Source organism: Streptomyces sp. NPDC005438 (assembly GCF_040606315.1).
Lineage (GTDB): Bacteria > Actinomycetota > Actinomycetes > Streptomycetales > Streptomycetaceae > Streptomyces.
In genome coordinates this window covers 954,775-971,743 of the sequence record NZ_JBEXEP010000001.1, presented here as the reverse complement: position 1 = coordinate 971,743, position 16,969 = coordinate 954,775, and the positions used below count along the sequence as shown (strand labels likewise).

Below are 16,969 nucleotides of genomic sequence, written 5' to 3'. Positions count from 1 at the left end.
GGGGGGCGGGGAGATGCCACGGGACGGCGGGAACGCCCGACGGACCGGCGGACGACGCCGCTGGCTGACGACCGGAGCCGCCCTGGCGGTGGCCGCCGTCGCCACGGCCGGCACGCTGACCGCGCTGCCCGGACACGACGGGGACGGGTCGGCCCCGTCCCGGGAGCGGGCGGAACCGGCCGCCCGGCCGGGAGCGGTGGGCAAGGTGGCCAAGGCCAAGCGGGAGACCTGCGAGGACGGCAGCAACCCGGCCAGCAGCCTGCGGCCCTCCGGCGCCTCGGGCAAGGCCGTGGAGCGGATCAAGGACAAGGACCAACTGGTCGTCGGCGTGGACCAGAACAGCTACCTGTGGGGGTACCGCAACCCGGCCACCGGCCGTATCGAGGGCTTCGACATCGACCTGGTGCGGGCCATCGCCGAGGACCTGCTGGGCTCGGACCCCAGGATCGTGTACAAGACGGTCCCCACCAACAAGCGGGTCGAGGCCATCCAGAAGGGCCAGGTCGACATGGTGGTCCGCACCATGACCATCTCCTGTGACCGGTTGAAGGAAGTGGCTTTCTCCACCGCCTACTTCGAGAGCGGCCAGCAACTGGTGGCCCCCAAGGGCTCGGACATCACCGGGGTGAACTCCAGCCTGCGCGGACGGCGGCTGTGCTTCGCCAAGGGCTCCTCGGCGGAGACCCTGCTCACCGACAGCGACCAGAAGTACCACTCGCTGGGCTTCCGTACGGTACGGGTGGACAACCAGCTGGACTGCCTGGTCCGCCTCCAGGTCGGCCGGGCCGACGCGGTGGTCACCGACAACGCGCTGGGCGCCGGACAGGCCGCCCAGGACCCCTCGGTGGAGTTGGTCGGCGACCCGCTGACCCTGGAGCCGTACGGGGTGGCGATGAACCTGGAGGACAAGGACCTGGTGCGCCGCGTCAACAAGGTGCTTGAGGCCTACCGCGAAGGGGGTAGTAAGAGCGACTGGCGGGCCAGCTACGACAAGTGGCTCGCCGAACGGATGGATCTCAAGGAACCGGCCCCGCCCTCCCCGTCGTACAAGGACTGACACCCCTCCCGGGACCGGGGCGCGGGACGGGGGTGGAGGTCCGACTAACTGGCGTCGACGAACGAGGTGAACCATGGGGGCCACGGGACCCATCGAACCGGTGATGAGCCGGGACGAGGTGGACCGTGCTCTGGCGCGGCTGGACGCGGAACACGAGGCGGTCGAGACCTCGCTGCTCGCCCTGCAGGACCACGCGGGTCGCCGTCTGCTGGAGGGCGCCGAGCTGACGGGCGTCACCGCCGAACGCTGGCAGCGCACCGAGGACGCCATCGGCAACCTGTGGCACTGCTTCGAGGTGTTCACCCGTGCCCTGGCGCGCGCCCACGAGATCCGTGAACGTCGGCGGTGGCCCGGCCGGGAGGCGCTGGAGGAGCTGACGGACATGCTGCGCGGCAGCGGCGTGGCCGTCTCCGGCCAGGCCCGCGTGGTGGAGGGCGAACAGCCTCGGCTGAGCGAGCGGATGACGCTGGGCGAGCTGATCGAGCGGATGAACGACTGGTACGCCCGCTCCCTGGACGTGGTGGCCGCCGCGGACTCGGTGTGGTCGGCGTTGCCCGCCCGGATAGACCTGCTGTCCGCCGAGTTGCAACGCACCCACCAGCTGGCCCGCTCGGTGGGCGTACGGCCCGGGGAACACCCGGCCGGCGACGACCTGGTGGAGATCACCGAGGAGTTGACGACCCTGCGGGCTGAGGTGATCGCCGACCCGCTGGCCTTCTGGCGTGCCGGAAGCGGCAGTTCGGCCCCGGGGGGCGGCCGGCCGGACACCGAGCGCTACGACCGCGCGGCCCGCGCGCTGGAGGAGGTCCGGCGCGAGGTGGAGGCGGTGCTGGGGGTACGCCAGGACGCCGAGGAACGACTGCTGCGGCTGCGCGACCTGCTGTCCCGTACCGACCGCACCCTGGCCGAGGCCCGCAACGCGCGGGGCGAGGTGCTGGCCAAGATCGCCGCCTGCGAGGTGCCGGCGGTCAGCGGACCGCCCACCCTGCTCCAGGAGCAGTGGGCGCAGGCGGCCGAGCACCGTCGGCAGGCCCGCTGGCACCGGCTGTCACCGCTGCTGGAGAGCCTGGAGCAGCGCGCCGAGGACGAGCTGCACCGGGCCCGGGCCCAACTGTCGGAGGTGACCGCCCCGTTGGCGGTACGAGCCGAACTGCGCGGGCGGCTGGACGCCTACCGCGCGAAGGTGGACCGCCACGGCGTGGCACGGGAGCCCTTACTCGCCGAGCGTTACGACCAGGCGCGCCGGCTGTTGTGGAGCGCGCCCTGTGACCTGCGCATGGCGGAGGACGCCGTGCTTCAGTACCAACGGGCAGCGGTGGAGGCCCTGGAACAGCAACGGGGTGACTCCCCGGCCGACCGTAAGGGGATGGCATGAGCGACGTGGCCAACCGGATGGCTGGCCAGTCCTGTCAGCGGCCCACCTGCACGGGTGCGTACGAGGACATGGGCGGCGGCGAGATGTACTGCGACACCTGCGGGCTCGCCCCCGTGGTGTCGGCCGACGGCATGGTGGGGTCGATGCCCACCGGGATCACCTCGCGCAGAATGGCGGCGGCCCCGCAGGAGGAGTCCTCCTCCCGCTCCTCGTCGGCCTCGCGTTCCTCCAGCCCCTCCCGCTCCGCGCGGTCCGCCCGGTCCTCCCGATCGTCCCGCTCCTCCCAGACCTCCAGCCGTTCGGTCTCCGGGCGGCTGACCGGCCCCTCCTCGGCCCGTTCGGTGTCGGTGCGCAGCTCCCGCACCACCACCTCCTCCACGCCCCGCAGCCGTCTGGGCGCCGGACTGGTGACGGTGCCCGACGTGCCCCGCGCCGACCCCGCCACGGTGGTGCTGGCCGACCCCGAGGTGCCCGAGCGCAAACGGTACTGCGGCAACAGCGACTGCCAGGCGCAGGTCGGACGGGCACGCGGCAGCCGCCCCGGCCGCAGCGAGGGGTTCTGCACCAAGTGCGGGCACCCCTACTCCTTCGTACCGAAGCTGAACCCCGGTGACCTGGTGCACGGGCAGTACGAGGTGGCCGGCTGCCTGGCGCACGGTGGCCTGGGGTGGATCTACCTCGCCGTCGACCGCGCGGTGGCCGACCGCTGGGTGGTCCTCAAGGGCCTGCTGGACACCGGGGACAAGGACGCGGTGGAGGCGGCCGTCTCCGAGCGGAGGTTCCTGGCCGAGATCGAGCACTCCAACATCGTGCGGATCTACAACTTCGTGGAGCACCTCGACCAGCGCACCGGCAGCCTCGACGGCTACATAGTGATGGAGTACGTCGGCGGGCGTTCGTTGAAGCAGATCGCCAACTCCCGCCGTACGCCGGACGGCAGACGTGACCCGCTGCCGGTGGACCAGGCGTGCGCCTACGGCATCGAGGCCCTGGAGGCGCTGGCCCACCTGCACAGCCGCAACCTGCTGTACTGCGACTTCAAGGTGGACAACGCCATCCAGCAGCACGACCAGCTGAAGCTGATCGACATGGGCGCGGTCCGGCGGATGGACGACCACGAGTCGGCCATCTACGGAACGGTGGGCTACCAGGCACCCGAGGTCCCGGAACTGGGCCCCTCGGTCGCCTCCGACCTCTACACCGTGGCCCGCACCCTGGCCGTGCTCACCTTCGACTTCCAGGGCTACACCAACGTGTTCGCGGAGTCCCTCCCGGACCCGGAACGGATCGAGGTCTTCCAGCGGTACGAGTCCTTCTACCGCTTCCTGGTCCGCGCCACCGACCCCGACCCGCTGCGCCGGTTCGCCACCGCCGAGGAGATGGCCGAGCAACTGACCGGGGTACTGCGCGAGGTGGTCGCCCTGGACACCGGTCGGCCCCGACCGGCCCTGTCAACCCTGTTCGGCGCCGAACCCAAGGTGGTGGGCGCCCAGTTGCTCACCGCCCACAACGGCGACCCCTCCGCCCTGGGGGCCCGTGACACCGCCCCCCGGGGCGGCGGGCTGCTGCGGCGCCGCAAGCCCTCCGCCGCCGAACAGCCCGCCGCCGTGCTGGGCCAGGCCGCACCCCCGGCGCCCCCGGCACCCCGTACCCCCCACGGCCAGCCCGACCACCTCGGCGCCGAGGGCCGGGCCCCCGCGTACGCCTCCGTCGCGGGGGGCGGGGCCACCACGCCCGGCACCACCGGCGGTTCCCCGGCGCCCGCCCTCGGCCAGGGCTCCGTACCCCGGCAGGCCACCGGGGAGTCCGGCGCCCTGACCGGCGGCCGACCCGACGGTGCCGCCCCCTCCCTGGTCGCCGGGCCCGACCCCCGGCTGCTGCCCCTGGACGTGGTGGCCGCCGCCCTCGCGCTGCCGGTGCCCCGGGTGGACACCTCCGACGCCAACGCCGGGTTCCTGGCCGGACTGATGGCCTCCGCCCCCGAGGACCTGCTCACCGCCCTGGAGGCGGCGCCCGGTGACTCGGTGGAGCGGCGGCTGCGGGAACTGCGCGCCCGCCTGGAACTGTTCCGGGACGGCACCGCCTCGCCCTCCCCCGGCAGCCCGACGATCCAGCAGGTGGTCGCCTCCCGGCTGCGGGAACTGGAGTGGTGGCACACCGACGACTGGCGGGTGATCTGGTACCGCGCGCTGGCCTCGCTGGTCTTCGAGGACATGGAGACCGCCGCCCACTCCTTCGAGGCGGTCTACGACGCGTTCCCCGGCGAACCGACCCCCAAGCTGGCCCTCGGCGTCTGCGCCGAGGCGCTGGGGCAGCTGGACAACGCCTCCGAGTACTACCGCCTGGTGTGGACCACCGACCCCTCCTTCGTCAGCGCCGCCTTCGGGCTGGCCCGGGTCCGGCTGGCGATCCAGGACCGCGAGGGCGCGGTACGGGTCCTCCAGTCCGTACCGGAGAGTTCCAGCCACCACACCACCGCCAGGGTCGCCTCGGTACGGGCCCGGCTGTTCCGGCGCTCCCCCACCGAGCCCCTGCTCGCGGACCTGCGCGCGGCGGCCCAACAGGTCGAACGGCTCGGATCGGACACCCTGGACTCCCAGCGCCGCGAGGAGCTGACCACCGAGGTACTGGGCTGCGCCCTGGACTGGCTGCTGGCCGGACGGCACGGGGAACAACAGTCCGGTCAGGGTTCGGGCAACCGGGAACCGAACACCCTCCTGGGACATCCGTTGACCGAGGAAGGGCTGCGCCGAGGGCTGGAGACCTCGTACCGCAGGCTGGCCCGGCTCGCGCAGTCGGGCAGTGAACGTATTCAGTTGGTGGAGCGGGCCAACCGTTTCCGCCCCAGGACGTGGGTGTGAGCATGTCGCAGTTTCCGTTGTCCGGGTGCCCCCGGTGCGCCGAGCCGTTGGAGGAGGAGGACCTGTTCTGCGGCGGCTGCGGCGCGGACCTTCAGGCGACCACCCTGTGGACCCAGGACCACCCCACCGTGCCGATCGGGGGGCTGCCCCTGAGCGGGCACGCCCCACCGGAAACCCGAGGTCACGCCTCCCCCGTCCAGGCACCCGCCTGGAACCGGGAACCCACCGGCACGCCCTCGGGCCCGGCGTCGCCGTTGACCGCGCGCCCGACCGGGGTGGACGCTGAGGGTGACCCGACCTCCGCGTCCGCCGCGCCGGACCAGCCGCCCGGCCCCCGACGTTCCGGCGAGGAGTACGAGGAGGACTGGCCGGCGGAGGAGACCATCAACATGGGCGCCGACCCCCGAGGTAGCCGTGGCCGGCGGGCATCCGCCCAGGAGCCCGCCGAACCCGAGCGCGCGCCCGAACCCGGTGGGCCGAGCCGGCCCGACGAGGCCGGTGAGCGGACGCCGGCCGCCCCGGAGCCACCCCGCGCGGCCACCTTCGCCGCCGGGTCCTGTGTCGCCTGCGGACGCGGCGCCATCGACCCCGACGGCTACTGCGAACACTGCGGTCACGCCCAGCCCAAGGAACGCGACCACGTGGAACAGGAGTTGAGGGGACTGGCGGCGGCCAGCGACCGGGGGCTGCGGCACCACCGCAACGAGGACTCCTTCGACGTCTCGGTCACCCCCATGCCCGGTGGTGGTGAGGCACTGATCGCCGTGGTGTGCGACGGGGTGTCCTCGGCCACCCGCCCCGACGAGGCGTCCGAGGTCGCGGCCCGGGCCGCCCGCTCGCTGATGGCCGAGGCCATCCCGGCCGGCGGCCACCCCCAGACCGCGATGCACGACGCGGTGATGGCGGCCTCCGAGGCGGTCAACTCCCTTGCCCGGGAAGGCGATCCGACCGAACAGAACGCGCCGGCGTGCACCATCGTCAGCGCCGTGATCGTCGAGGGGATCCTGACCGTCGGCTGGGTCGGCGACAGCCGGGCCTACTGGGTGCCCCAGGACCGTTCGGCCCGACCGGCCCGGCTGACCGAGGACGACTCCTGGGCGGCCCACATGGTGGGGGCCGGGCTGATGACCGAGGCCGACGCCTACTCCGACCCCCGGGCGCACGCCATCACCGGCTGGCTGGGAGCGGACGCCTACGAGGTGGAGCCCCACACCGCCTCCTTCAAGCCGGACCGGCCCGGGGTGGTGATCGTGTGCACCGACGGGCTGTGGAACTACGCCGAGTCCGCGGACGACATGGCCGCCGCCGTGCCCGAGGACGCCGGAGTCGCCCCCCTGCGCGCGGCCCGTCGTCTGGTGGGCTACGCCCTGGACGGCGGGGGGCACGACAACGTCACCGTCGCGGTGCTTCCGTTCGTCCTCCCCGAGGGCGCGGGGGAGCGTCCGTGAGCCTCGACCCCCGGGTCGGACATGTCCAGGCCCGCGTACATCAGGAGCGGAACACCCTCCGCGTACATCAGGAGCGGAACAGCATGGCCAACTTCGCCAAGGCGAGTGCCCCTCGGTTCTCGGTGGACGTCTACCAGAACGAGTACCTCCCCGAGGGCGGCCGGGAGGTGCACGCCATCATCACGGTGACCGCCACCGGCGGCGGCACCACCGGGCGGGTGCTCCTGGCCGGTTCCACGGACCCCCGGATCGCCGACCCCCAGCAGCCCGAGGCCGGCGTGGTGATCATGGTCGACACCTCGGGGTCCATGGACTACCCGCCGACCAAACTGGCGAATGCCCGCGCCGCGACCGGTGCGGCGATCCAGACCGTACGGGACGGAGTGGGGTTCGCCGTGGTCGCCGGCACCCACAAGGCGGTGGAGATCTACCCGGGCAACGGCCGACTGGCCATCGCCTCCCCCCGTACCCGCGAGGAGGCCCAGTGGGCGCTGGGGCACCTCACCGCCGGCGGGGGCACCGCCATCGGCACCTGGCTCCGGCTGGCCGCCGACCTGCTGGACCACTCCGGGGCCACCATCCGTCACGGCATCCTGCTCACCGACGGCCGCAACGAGCACGAGGCACCGGCCGACCTGCGGGCCGCCCTGGACCACTGCGCGGGGCGGTTCACCTGTGACGCCCGGGGCGTGGGGACGGACTGGGAGGTGAAGGAGGTCACCCAGATCGCCTCCGCCCTGCTGGGGTCCGCCGACATCGTGGCCGATCCGGGCGGCCTGACCGCCGACTTCACCACGATGATGCGGCAGGCCATGGGCAAGGGCGTGGCCGATGTGGCGCTGCGACTGTGGACCCCCCAGGGGGCCGAGGTGCAGTTCGTCAAGCAGGTCGCGCCGAGGGTGGAAAACCTCACTCCCCGCCGGGTTGACGTCAACGCCCGGGCCGGTGACTACCCCACCGGGTCCTGGGGTGACGAGTCCCGTGACTACCACGTGTGTGTGAGGGTGCCGGCGGCCGGAGTGGGCCAGGAGATGCTGGCGGCCCGGGCCTCGCTGGTGCTCCCCAGCCCGGGCGGTCCCCCGGAGACGCTCGCCCACGCCCTGATGAGAGCGGTATGGACCAACGACATGATGGCCTCCACCGCGATCAACCCCCAGGTCGCCCACTACACCGGGCAGGCCGAGTTGGCCCGGGTCATCCAACAGGGCCTGGAGCTTCGCAAGTCGGGTGACGAGTCGGGAGCCACCGCCAAGCTCGGGCGGGCTGTACAACTGGCAGCCGCATCGGGCAACAATGAGACGGCCAGACTCCTCTCGAAGGTGGTAGACGTGGTAGACGCCGCTACCGGTACTGTTCGGCTGAAAGCCAAGGTCGCCGAGGCAGACGAGATGACCCTGGAAACGCGGTCCACCAAGACCGTTCGCGTCAAGAAGTAGCAGGACGAGGGGGAGGCACCGAGATGCCGACTTGCCCGAACGGCCACCAGTCGGCGGCCGATGACTGGTGTGAGGTGTGCGGACATCGCATGTCCGCCTCGGCCGGGCTGAGCGCCGCGAGCGCACCACCGCCCCCACCTCAGGGTGGCTACGGGTACCCGGGGCAGCCCGGTGGACAGCAACAGCACGGCCCGCCCGGCTCGGGGTTCCCCGGCCACCCCGGCCAGCAGCAGGGTCACGGCGCTCCCGGCGGCTACGGCTACCCCAACCCGGGGCACGCGCCCCAGGGGGAACTCTGCCCCCAGTGCGGCACCCCCCGGGAGGCACAGGCACCGTTCTGTGAGGCCTGCCGCTTCAACTTCCTCACCAACACCCCGACCACCGCCGCCCCGCCACAGGGTGGCGGCCCGTCCGGCTTCCCCCAGGGCGGTGGCGGACCCCAGGGCCAGCCCCCCTTCCCGGGGCACCCCGGCGGAGGCCCCGGCCAGGCGGGTCCGAGCCAGCAGGGTTTCCCCGGACAACAGCAGGGTCACCCGGGCCAGCAAGGTCACCCGGGCTTCCCCGGCCAGCACGGTCAGCAGGGTCACCCCGGTTTCCCCGGCCAGCAGCAGGAGGGCCCGGGACAGGGCCAGCAGCACGACCCCATGCGTCACCCGCAGCAGGCCTACGCCCAGCCCGGCGGCCCCGGAGGACAGCAGCCCGGACCGGGCGGCCAACCCCAGGGCGGGGGCAACATGGGCTACCAGCCCGGGCTGCTCAACCAGCCGGGGCAGCCGGGCCCCGAGGTCCAGCAGCCGGGTCTGTTCGGTCAGCAGAACCAGCCGGGGCAGAACGACTGGCCGCTGTCGCCGCCGAACGGGGCGGGCGGCCCGCAGGGCGGCCACGCTCCTCAGGGGCACCAGGGCCACCAGGGGCACCAGCCCGGTCAACAGCACGGCAGCTGGGTGGCGGTGATCGCCCCGGACCGCGAGTACTTCACCTCGATGATGGGCCGCAGCGGCCCCGAGGCGGCGGCGCTCAACCTCCCCGCGTACTCCCCGGAGCAGGAACTCCCCCTGGTCGGCCAGCAGATCACCATCGGCCGGCGGCGGCAGTCCACCGGTGAGGCCCCGGACATCGACCTGGGGCGTACGCCCGAGGACCCGGGGGTCTCCCACAAGCACGCGATCCTGGTGCAACAGCCGGACGGTAGCTGGTCCGTGGTGGACCAGGACTCCACCAACGGCACCACGTTGAACGGCGGCGAGGACCCGATCCAGCCGTTCGTGCCGATACCGCTTCAGGACGGCGACCGGGTGCACGTGGGTGCCTGGACCACCATCACCCTCCGTCGCGCCTGAGCGCGTCCGTCGTCGAGCCGGTGCCCCGGACCCCGCGAGGTCCGGGGCACCGTGCTGTGGGTGCCGGCCCAGAGCGGCTGAACCTCCCCCAGGGCGCGGACGGTTGGGGCACCGGCCGGGGCCGCGCCCGTGGTGTTGACCGCCGCTTCCCACCCACCTCGTGGTCAGGTGCCCGGGGCTACCCGTCGTTGCCCCCGCTCCCCGGCAACGGCCACGCCCAGGGGCCCTCGGGGTCGTCGAGCCAGGCCCACTGCCGGTCCCCCCGCACCGTGATCCCGTAGCGCTCCCGTACCGGTCGGCCCTGGTCCCGCCACAGTCGGTACGCGGCGCCGACGGGCAAGCGACCGGCCGTCAGCGTCAGCAGGAACAGCAGGCTGTCCTCGGAAGCGGCTCCACGGGGCAGCTCCGACAGGTCCGGCGCCGGGCCGCGCGGGGTGCCGCCGCGCAACGGTACGAAGAAGGCGGGCGTGGACAGGAAGGTGCCCTGTGCCCCGCCCCGGTCGTCGACGCTGAGGGCCAGCAGTCCGTTGGCCACCGGTGCCAGGATGCGGGCACCCGGCACGCACTGGGCGGGCCAGGCGGGAGGCACCCGGTCCAGGCCGCAGGTGGCGATCACCCGGTCGTACGGGGCGTGTTCGGGGCATCCCCGAGCACCGTCGGCGGTGACCACCCGGGGGTGGTAGCCGGCCTCGGCGAGGTGGGTGCGGGCGGCGGCGGTGATCTCTGGACAGAGGTCGACGGTGACCACCCGCTCCTCACCCAACCGGTGGCTCAGCAGCGCGGCGTTGTAGCCGGGGCCGGTGCCGATCTCCAGCACCCGGCTCTCCCCGGTCACCCGGAGAGCGTGGAGCATGTGCGCCATCAGGGACGGCTGGCTGCTGGAGGAGACCAGTTCGCCGTCCAGGAGGCGGGTGGCCAGGGGTACGTCCTGGTAGACGCCCGCCCGCCATCGCTGTCGCTCCAGGGGGTCGGGGTGGTACCGCCAGCGGCGTTCGTAGCCGGAGGCGGTCGCCACGTGGTAGCAGGGGACGAACAGTTCACGGGGTACCCGGGCGAACGCCTCCCGCCAGGCCGGGTCACTCAGTGCTCCCTCGGCCTGGAGCGTCCGTGCCAACTCCTCGGGGCCCATGCCTCCACTGTGCTGCCCGACCGGCCCCGGTGCGAAGGGGAACCGGCCGGTCACGTCAGCCCACCGGCGGGGGCCGGAGTACCGCCCCGTACCGGTGACCGTGGACCAGCGCCCGGTCCGGGGCGCGCGGTGTCCCGACCCGTGCCGCCGCGAGGGCAACCGGGCGGTCAGTCCGGGGAGTTGACCATGGAGGCTGCCGCGTAGACGAGGTAGTCCCACAGCTGCCGCTCGTGCTCGGGGTCCAACTCCACGCTGTCGACGGCTTCCCGCATGTGGTGCAGCCAGGCGTCGTGCGCCGCTCGGTCGACCTTGAAGGGGGCGTGCCGCATCCGCAGTCGGGGATGTCCACGCTGGTCGCTGTAGGTACGGGGGCCGCCCCAGTACTGCATCAGGAACAGCACCAGACGCTCCTCGGCGGGACCGAGGTCCTCCTCTGGATACATCGGCCGGAGCACCGGGTCGTCGGCGACGCCCTCGTAGAAGCGGCGCACCAGTCGCCGGAAGGTCTCCTCGCCGCCGACCTGTTCGTAGAAGGTCTGCTCCTGCGGGCTGCCTCGCCGAATCTCCATCACTCCCCCATGGTCGCAGATGGCCCCGGGTCGGTGTCATCGAAGTCCATGTCGCCGTACGCCCGGGCGGAACCCCGGAAGGCCACGTGAAAGGCACGGCGGCCGACGGCGCTCACACCGGGGTGACGCTCAGGCCTCTCGCCGTGCCGGGCCTGCGCCACAGCACCGCTCCGTAGAGCGTCCGCAGTCGCAGCCAGGGCCCGGCGGACAGCAGGCTGACCTCGGTCCGCTGGGGCGGGAGCGCGGCGTCGGGCTCGCGGAGGAAGCCCAGGGCGTAGGCCGCGTGCACCGCGCGAAGTGGTAGCTCGGTGTCCGGCAGCACCCGGCTCCACAGCTCGTCGGCCAGGGCGTCCAGCGCTTTCCGGTCACCTCCCAACGGCTGGCTGCGGGTACGGAATTCGGCCACCAGTCGCGCCGCGCTGTCCCGCACGGTGGCGTAGGGCAGCCGAGCCACCGGGCCCCAGCCCTGGCGTGGGGGCAGTACGCCCGCCCAGGCCGGGCCGGTGACCGGTTCGGGCAGGGTGGCGGACTCCTGGCGCTGGTCGATGCCCTCCAGCAGTTCGCCGGCGGAGACGGTGCGGTCCAGGCTCGGCTCGCCCCGCAGTCGGGCGCTGCGTACGGCCAGCACCTCGAACCGGGCGGGTTGGGCGAAGACCGCGACCACTCCGGCCTCGGCGCACAGACGTACTCCGGCGGCCCGGTCCCAGCGCAGCAGGCGCCCGAGGAAGGCGGCGAGGTCGCCGGCCTCCCCCGGGTCCTGGAAGTGCAGGGCCGATGCCGTCCGAAGCATCGTCATGGCGTCAGTGTCCCCTCGCTGCGGTCGTCCAGGTAACGCTCCAGGAAGGAGGTCTCCTCCTGGGTGAGCCGGCGGGGCTGACTCCGGTCGAGGTCGTAGGGAACGATCACCGTGGACGCCCGTACGTAGGTGAGCCGCTCGTCCTTGACCTCGTAGGCGAGGATCGCCGAGGCGAACCGGATCTTGGTGACCCAGGTCTCCACGGTGACCGGCCTGTGGCCGTGTACCAGGGGCTTGAGGTAGTCGATCTCGTGCCGGGCGACCACGGACCCGCCCGCGAAGCTCCCGGGGTACTCCTGCCTCGCCAGCCGGAACAGCAGGTCGATCCTCGCCTCCTCCAGGTACCGGAGGAAGACCACGTTGTTGACGTGGCCGAAGACGTCCATGTCCGACCACCGCACGGCACACTGGTACTGGTGCCGCACGGTCAGCTCCGGGTCAGCTTCTTGTAGGTGGCACGGTGCGGACGGGCGGCCTCGGCCCCGAGTCGTTCGATCTTGTTCTTCTCGTACGACTCGAAGTTGCCCTCGAACCAGAACCACTTGCTCTCACCCTCGTAGGCGAGGATGTGGGTGGCGATGCGGTCCAGGAACCACCGGTCGTGGGAGACCACCACGGCGCAGCCCGGGAAGTCGAGCAGGGCGTTCTCCAGCGAGGAGAGCGTCTCCACGTCCAGGTCGTTGGTGGGCTCGTCCAGCAGCAGCAGGTTGCCGCCCTGCTTGAGGGTGAGCGCCAGGTTGAGGCGGTTGCGCTCACCGCCGGAGAGCACGCCGGCCGGCTTCTGCTGGTCCGGGCCCTTGAAGCCGAAGGCGCTCACATAGGCGCGGGAGGGCATCTCGACCTGGCCCACGTTGATGTAGTCCAGCTCGTCGGAGACCACGGCCCACAGGGTCTTCTTGGGGTCGATGTTGGCGCGGGACTGGTCGACGTAGGAGATCTTGACGGTGTCGCCGACCCGGATCTTGCCGGAGTCCGGCTCCTCCAGACCCTGGAGCATCTTGAACAGCGTGGTCTTGCCGGCGCCGTTGGGGCCGATGACGCCGACGATGCCGTTGCGCGGCAGGGTGAACGACAGGTCGTCGATCAGCACCTTGTCGCCGAACGCCTTGCTGAGGTGTTCCACCTCCACGACCATGTTGCCCAGGCGCGGCCCCGGCGGGATCTGGATCTCCTCGAAGTCCAGCTTCCGGGTCTTCTCCGCCTCCGCCGCCATCTCCTCGTAACGGGCCAGTCGGGACTTGGACTTGGTCTGACGGCCCTTGGCGTTGGAGCGGACCCACTCCAACTCCTCCTTGAGGCGCTTGGCCCGCTTGGCGTCCTTCTGCCCCTCGACCTTCAGTCGGGCCTGCTTCTTCTCCAGGTACGTGGAGTAGTTGCCCTCGTACCCGATGGCCCGGCCACGGTCCAGCTCCAGGATCCACTCCGCCACGTTGTCCAGGAAGTACCGGTCGTGGGTGATCGCCACGACGGTGCCCGGGTACTTGGCGAGGTGCTGCTCCAGCCACTGCACGGACTCCGCGTCCAGGTGGTTGGTGGGCTCGTCCAGCAGCAGCAGGTCGGGCTGCTCCAGCAGCAGCTTGCACAGGGCCACCCGGCGCTTCTCACCGCCGGAGAGGTTGGTCACCTGCCAGTCGCCGGGCGGGCAGCCCAGGGCGTCCATCGCCTGTTCCAACTGGGCGTCCAGGTCCCAGGCGTTGGAGTGGTCCAGGAACTCCTGGAGCTTGCCCATCTCCTCCATCAGCTCGTCGGTGTAGTTGGTCGCCATCTCCTCGGCGATCTCGTTGAACCGGTCGAGCTTGGACTTGGTCTCGGCGACACCGTCCTCGACGTTCTGCAACACCGTCTTGGACTCGTCCAGCGGCGGCTCCTGGAGCAGGATGCCGACCGTGTACCCCGGCGAGAGCTGGGCGTCTCCGTTGGAGGGCTGCTCCAGCCCCGCCATGATCTTCAACACCGTCGACTTGCCGGCGCCGTTGGGGCCCACGACACCGATCTTCGCGCCCGGAAGAAAGCTCAGGGTGACATCGTCGAGGATGACCTTGTCGCCGTGCGCCTTGCGCGTCTTGCGCATGGTGTAAATGAACTCAGCCAAGGGAAACCGTCCGGCATTCTGGAAGTGGGCAGATGGACCCATCTTGCCGCACACACGGGCCGGGACCGAAATGCGCGGGATACGGCCGACGCACCTCGGCCACCGAGGGTGGTGTGGGGGCTACTTCTCGTCCCCCGGAGCCTCACGTCCCTCACCGGCACCCGTGGTCCCGGTGCCGTCCTCGTCGCCTTCCGTTCCTGGTCGGGCGGCAGCTGATCGCGGAGCCTCGCCGCTTTCCGTGGCGCCCTCCGCCCCGGTGGCCCGGGAACCGACCTTCTCACCGGCCGCCGTCACGTCACGGCCCACCTCGGGCCCGGTCCCCTCGGTCGAACCGTCAGCGTCCGCCTCGGGGGCGACCGCCTGACCGGCCTCCTCCTCGGACTCCTCGGGCTTGCGTACCCGCACCATCAGCACGGCGAGTCCGCCCACCACGATGAAGGCGACGGCCACCCCGGCTATCAGCATGGTGTTGTTGTTGGCCCCGGTCTCCGCCAGGTCCGTGGTGCCGGGCTCCTGACCGCCGCCCACCGTGGCCGGGCCGGTCTGGGTGGTCAGCCCCGCTGCCTGTTCCACCGGAGCGCCGACGTTCTCGCAGTCGAGCACGCCGCTGAAGACGCGCTTGCCTCCCGAGGGGGTCGCTATCGCGATGCGGTACGCCTGGTCCTCCCGCACCGGCACGGTGACCGTCTCGGTCTTCGAGGCGTCGACCCGGTGCTGGCCCTGGTCCAGCTCGAAGACGAAGGGCCGGTCCCCCCGGTTGTCCACATGGACGTCCACGCCCCGCTTGGAGCAGTTCTTCCGTGCGGTCACCGCGGGTATGGCCCCGCCCTCCGCCCAGTTGACGGTGCTGGTCGCGGCGACGGTGGACTGGCTGGAGCCGGCGAGCACCTGGGGCTGTGTCTTGGCGTTCTCCCCCAGCCCGGTGAGGACCCGTCCGACCGGGACCTTGGTGGAGGCCTCGACGGTGAGTGAACTGGCCCCGGGCTCGGCGTCCTTGGGCAGCTGGAAGTACAACCGGCTTCCGTCACGGGCGGAGGTGACCTCCTCGCCCTCGCGGTCGACCAGCTTCACCCCGAGGGAGGCGGCGTCCACGGCGGGGCTCACGGTGACCCTGGAGGCGCTGGTCCGCACGGTGATCGGCCCCACGCGGTCCCCACTCCGTCCGGCGACCTCGGTGGAGCTGACGCTCAGCGACGCCCGGGGCTCGGGCAACCGCTTCGCGGTGCGCACCAGGTGGTCGGCGAGCTTCTGCGCCGAGGGGTTGACCGCCCGCACGCTGGTCCGGTCGGCCAGGCGCCAGATGGCCACCTGGGTCCCGGCCGCCGCCGTGCGCTTGGTCAACTGCCGGGCGCCCGCCTTCCTGGCCAGCTTCGTCAGGTCGTTGACGTGGGGGTAGGAGTGCTGGAGCACCCAGCGGATCCTGCCGCTGTTCCGGTTGTTGTGGAGCGTGGACTCCTTCCAGGCGCTCTCCTGGTAACGCGCCTGCTCCTGGGAGGAGTTGAGCGGGTCGACGCCGTAGGTCTGCAGGGTGCCGCCGCCTTCGACGGCCATCTCGAACAGGCCGGCACCGGTCTTCTGGCTGCCGTCCCTGGTCTTGATCACCGCCTGGTCGTACAGCTTCAGCCCCTGGAGGGTCGCCGTGGCACCCTCCAGGTCGGGGCTCGCGCCCTGTTGCGCCCGGGCCTCGGCACCGGTGACGGCCACCAGCAGCCCCGCTGACAGTAAGCCGGCGGTCAGGCGTGCGGTGGCGCGTCGACGTACGGAAGTCATGGTTTCCCTTCTGGGCAACGACCACTTGACGGCTCAACGGCGAGGAGGTCGGCCAGCAGAACTTCGAGACCCGTGCAGTAACCACGGGATCCTAAGAAGTGAGGTGGGCCGCGCTGCCCGGATTCCGCAAGGCCCACACGTTCCGACTCGCAATCGTTACCCGGACTCCGACAGACCGGGACGATCACCCTGCCTCACTGACTCGGAACCAGTTGGTCCATGTCAGGGGTGCCGGCGAAGCCGTTGCCCGGTTCGCCCAGCACGTTCTGGTGGGCCTGGACGATGCGGGCGAAGGCCGAGGTGCCCCGGTTGAGGTCGTGGCCCACGGAACTGGCCATGATGTCCGCCGAGATGAACCTCTTGCCGTCCACGTCCTTCTCGACCACCTTCAACTGGCCGATAACGATGACCGGTTCGCCCAGCGTGATCGAGGACGTCAGGTTGCTGGCCAGGGAACGCCAGGCCAGCACGGTGTAGAAGTTGGTGTACGCGTCCGCCCAGGAGCCTCGCCCCCGGTCGAAGCGACGGATGGTGGACGCCAGCCGGAAGCGCGCCATGGGCGCCCCGGAGGCGGAGTTGCGGTACTCCACGGAGGTGGCGACGTTTCCCGTGATGGTCACCTGGGTCTCGTTCATCTCTGGTCTCCCTCTGGCCGGCGAACCGGTCCTGTCTCCACGACGATGGGCGCTCCTCCCGGCCGTGACCGACCGGAGGAACGCCCATCGTTGAGGAGCGGGAACGAACGCGCTGAGCAACCGGGTTTTCGGTGGATAACTCGCCGGTTGTGGATAACCGGTCCACCCTTACGAGCGAGACGGGCCCCCTCCGGGATTCGCTCCCGATCGGTCGGGCACCGAGCGGTCATGACCTCCTCGCACCTCTGTTCGCCCGCCCTCCCCCACGGCCACGCGCACGCATCCGCCGCTCACGGCCCCGTGGCCCCGGGAGCCCGTGCCCCCTGCCCGGGCGCGCACCGCGTACGGACGGTCCCGCCCTGGTCGAGGCCGGGTACCGGAGGACGGCGACCGGGACGAGAGGGAGGTCTCCCCCGTGAGGGATCGCCGCTGCCTCCAGGTGTCGCCCCCGACCTCGACAC

The 16,969-nt window shown here is 71.8% G+C and carries 13 protein-coding genes; 6 read left to right on the top strand and 7 right to left on the bottom strand.

Going from position 1 to position 16,969, the window contains the following annotated elements:
* The first annotated feature begins 13 nt into the window (after positions 1 to 13).
* The 6 genes from ABZT14_RS04040 to ABZT14_RS04015 all read left to right on the top strand — a co-directional run bounded on the left by ABZT14_RS04040 (position 14) and on the right by ABZT14_RS04015 (position 9,517).
* A complete protein-coding gene (locus tag ABZT14_RS04040) occupies positions 14 to 1,057 on the top strand; it encodes a glutamate ABC transporter substrate-binding protein (RefSeq protein WP_356296535.1) in 1,044 nt (347 codons plus the stop codon).
* A gap of 73 nt (positions 1,058 to 1,130) precedes the next feature.
* Positions 1,131 to 2,432 (top strand): hypothetical protein, encoded by a 1,302-nt coding sequence (locus tag ABZT14_RS04035; protein WP_356296534.1) that lies wholly within the window; start codon positions 1,131 to 1,133, stop codon positions 2,430 to 2,432.
* On the top strand, positions 2,429 to 5,293 hold the full coding sequence (locus tag ABZT14_RS04030) for a tetratricopeptide repeat protein (RefSeq protein WP_356296531.1): 2,865 nt from the start codon (positions 2,429 to 2,431) through the stop codon (positions 5,291 to 5,293). The genes ABZT14_RS04035 and ABZT14_RS04030 overlap by 4 nt, the downstream gene beginning before the upstream one ends.
* A gap of 2 nt (positions 5,294 to 5,295) precedes the next feature.
* Positions 5,296 to 6,741 carry a protein phosphatase 2C domain-containing protein gene (locus ABZT14_RS04025; RefSeq protein WP_356296528.1) on the top strand — a complete coding sequence of 482 codons (1,446 nt, stop codon included), beginning with the start codon at positions 5,296 to 5,298 and terminating at the stop codon, positions 6,739 to 6,741.
* An 83-nt stretch (positions 6,742 to 6,824) separates the two neighbouring features.
* Complete coding sequence (locus tag ABZT14_RS04020) at positions 6,825 to 8,177, top strand: VWA domain-containing protein (protein WP_356297058.1); 1,353 nt, start codon at positions 6,825 to 6,827, stop codon at positions 8,175 to 8,177.
* A 23-nt stretch (positions 8,178 to 8,200) separates the two neighbouring features.
* Positions 8,201 to 9,517, top strand: coding sequence for an FHA domain-containing protein (locus ABZT14_RS04015; protein WP_356296526.1), 1,317 nt, complete (start codon positions 8,201 to 8,203; stop codon positions 9,515 to 9,517).
* A 178-nt stretch (positions 9,518 to 9,695) separates the two neighbouring features.
* Here the strand turns inward: ABZT14_RS04015 and ABZT14_RS04010 are convergent, their stop codons facing one another.
* The 7 genes from ABZT14_RS04010 to ABZT14_RS03980 all read right to left on the bottom strand — a co-directional run bounded on the left by ABZT14_RS04010 (position 9,696) and on the right by ABZT14_RS03980 (position 16,508).
* Positions 9,696 to 10,646, bottom strand: coding sequence for a methyltransferase domain-containing protein (locus ABZT14_RS04010; protein WP_356296523.1), 951 nt, complete (start codon positions 10,644 to 10,646; stop codon positions 9,696 to 9,698).
* 167 nt (positions 10,647 to 10,813) lie between these two features.
* On the bottom strand, positions 10,814 to 11,215 hold the full coding sequence (locus ABZT14_RS04005; protein WP_356296520.1) for a globin: 402 nt from the start codon (positions 11,213 to 11,215) through the stop codon (positions 10,814 to 10,816).
* Between the two features lie 112 nt (positions 11,216 to 11,327).
* Complete coding sequence (locus ABZT14_RS04000) at positions 11,328 to 12,011, bottom strand: hypothetical protein (protein ID WP_356296516.1); 684 nt, start codon at positions 12,009 to 12,011, stop codon at positions 11,328 to 11,330.
* Entirely contained in the window at positions 12,008 to 12,436 is a 429-nt protein-coding gene (locus ABZT14_RS03995) for a thioesterase family protein (protein ID WP_356296513.1), read from the bottom strand. Before ABZT14_RS03995 ends, ABZT14_RS04000 begins: the two co-directional genes overlap by 4 nt.
* A 2-nt stretch (positions 12,437 to 12,438) precedes the next feature.
* A complete protein-coding gene (gene ettA / locus ABZT14_RS03990; protein ID WP_356296510.1) occupies positions 12,439 to 14,103 on the bottom strand; it encodes an energy-dependent translational throttle protein EttA in 1,665 nt (554 codons plus the stop codon).
* A 120-nt stretch (positions 14,104 to 14,223) separates the two neighbouring features.
* Positions 14,224 to 15,873, bottom strand: coding sequence for a thioester domain-containing protein (locus ABZT14_RS03985; protein ID WP_356296507.1), 1,650 nt, complete (start codon positions 15,871 to 15,873; stop codon positions 14,224 to 14,226).
* A gap of 194 nt (positions 15,874 to 16,067) precedes the next feature.
* Entirely contained in the window at positions 16,068 to 16,508 is a 441-nt protein-coding gene (locus tag ABZT14_RS03980; RefSeq protein ID WP_356296504.1) for a single-stranded DNA-binding protein, read from the bottom strand.
* Positions 16,509 to 16,969 lie beyond the last annotated feature (461 nt).